The 1,859-nt window shown below is 66.1% G+C and carries 1 protein-coding gene; it reads right to left on the reverse strand.

The window, feature by feature from the left end; genetic code table 11:
- On the reverse strand, positions 1 to 1,859 hold a 1,859-nt coding region (locus ACOJSF_RS00810), incomplete at both ends, for a TonB-dependent receptor domain-containing protein (RefSeq protein WP_420140344.1).

The following is a 1,859-nucleotide window of genomic DNA, read 5'->3' on the forward strand; positions in this document are numbered from 1 at the left end:
GCTGCTGCATGCCGAGTGCCGACTGATAGAAGTTGTCGATGTCGGCGGCCGGGACGCCGGTGGCGACGCAGATCGCTTTCACCGCAGCGCTACGGCTGTCCGATGTGGCGGAGGTTCGCGCGCAGGGATCGGCACCGCCGACATAGCCGATCGAACGGGCCGAATAGAGTTCGCCGATGTTCGGCGCGCGGATGGCGACGTTATACGCGCCGCGGATGCGCACCCAGCGGACAGGCGCATATTCGCCGCCCGCCTTCCAGGTGAAGACGCTGCCGACGGTCGAGTAATCGGAGAAACGCGCAGCCCCTTCGAAAGCGAGCGTCTCGACGAACGGCATGTCGCCCAGGATGGGCACGCGAAGTTCGCCGAACAGCTCCTTCACGTCGAACGAACCGGCAAGCGCGTTCTGCGAGTTCACGCCATATTCGCGCGCAAGATCGAGCGGGCTCGGATTGAATGCGTAGCGGTCCTTGCGATATTCCGCGCCGACCGCGACCGATACCGGCCCCGCCGGCAGTTCGAACAGGACGCCGCTGAGCGATCCGCCGACCACCTGGCGCACGAACTCGTCGGAAGACCGGCGGCTCGGCGTGATGAAGACGCCCGCCTCTGGCGTGATCGCATTCAGGCCAAAGATGTTGACCGGCACGCAGCCGAGGATCGGATTGCGGCACACGACCTGGCCCGCGCTGTTTGTCACGGTGTCCAGACCCAGGCTGAGGCGGGTCTGGGAGATGACGCCTTCGGCCCGCGTGTCCGTGCGGTTGCGCTGATACTGGTAGAAGACGTCCCAGCGCCAATTGTTGTCGAGCAGGTTGATCTCGCCGCGCAGGCCGCCGGTGAGCGCCAGCTGGTTACGCTCGTAGAAAGAGTCGCGCGTGCCAAGCTCGTCGGCGCGACGACCCGCGCCAACGACCGCCGCCGTACCGTCGCCGTCCGCATCGAAGATGCCCCGATTCGCCACGAAGAAGTCGCGCACCGCGACCGGCAGACCGGGGTTGGTCGCGTAATTCGGGACGAGCAAAGTCTGCGACGCGGCGCCCGGCGTTACGGGCGCGAACGAATCTGGCGCCAGGCGCTGATCGTTCTTCGAGTTGATGTAGAAAGCCTCGCCATAAGCCGTGATATTGTCGGTGAGGTCATAGTGCGCGAGCGCCGAGACGTTCCGGCGCTCCTGCGGACGCTGAAGGTAATTGAATGGTGCGTAATTATACGTGTCCTGCGGCTGGCAGTAAGGCAGCGGCGTGCCGTTGGCGCCGAAGCGGATGCCGGTGATGTTGGAGCAGCCGGGGGTCGGGGTGACGTTGACGCCCACGAGGCGGCCCAGCTGCGCGGCGCTCAGGCCGACGCGGGTGCCCGGGATGTTGCCCGATCCCGAATAGACGAGGTTGCCGTTGATCTCGGCAAGCGGCGTTGCGCTGAAGCGCCGGGCATTCTGGTAGAAAGGCAGCTGCTTCGCCCACGTCGCCGCGACCACCACGTTGCCGCGATCGTCGTCGGTGCTCGCGCCGAAGGTGAAATCGGCCTTGTAGCTAGGGGCGTCGCCGCGGCTGGTGATGCCGGACTGGATCGAGGCCTCGAGCCCCTGGAACCGATCGTTGAGGATGAAGTTCACCGCGCCCGCGATCGCGTCCGAGCCGTAAACGGCCGAGGCGCCGCCGGTGATGATCTCGACCCGCTTGATGAGCGAATCGGGAATCGATGCCAGATCGACCTCGCCGCCGGAATTGGCGGGGATGAAGCGGCGGCCGTTGACGAGGACGAGGCTGCGTGATGAAGAGGGGCTCTGCGCGCCCGGCTGATTGAGGCCGCGCAGGTTGACCGTCAGCACGCCCGATCCGCCGCCGATATTCGCGGCC

The sequence above is a fragment of the Sphingomonas sp. genome (genome assembly GCF_048594985.1).
Lineage (GTDB): Bacteria > Pseudomonadota > Alphaproteobacteria > Sphingomonadales > Sphingomonadaceae > Sphingomonas_I.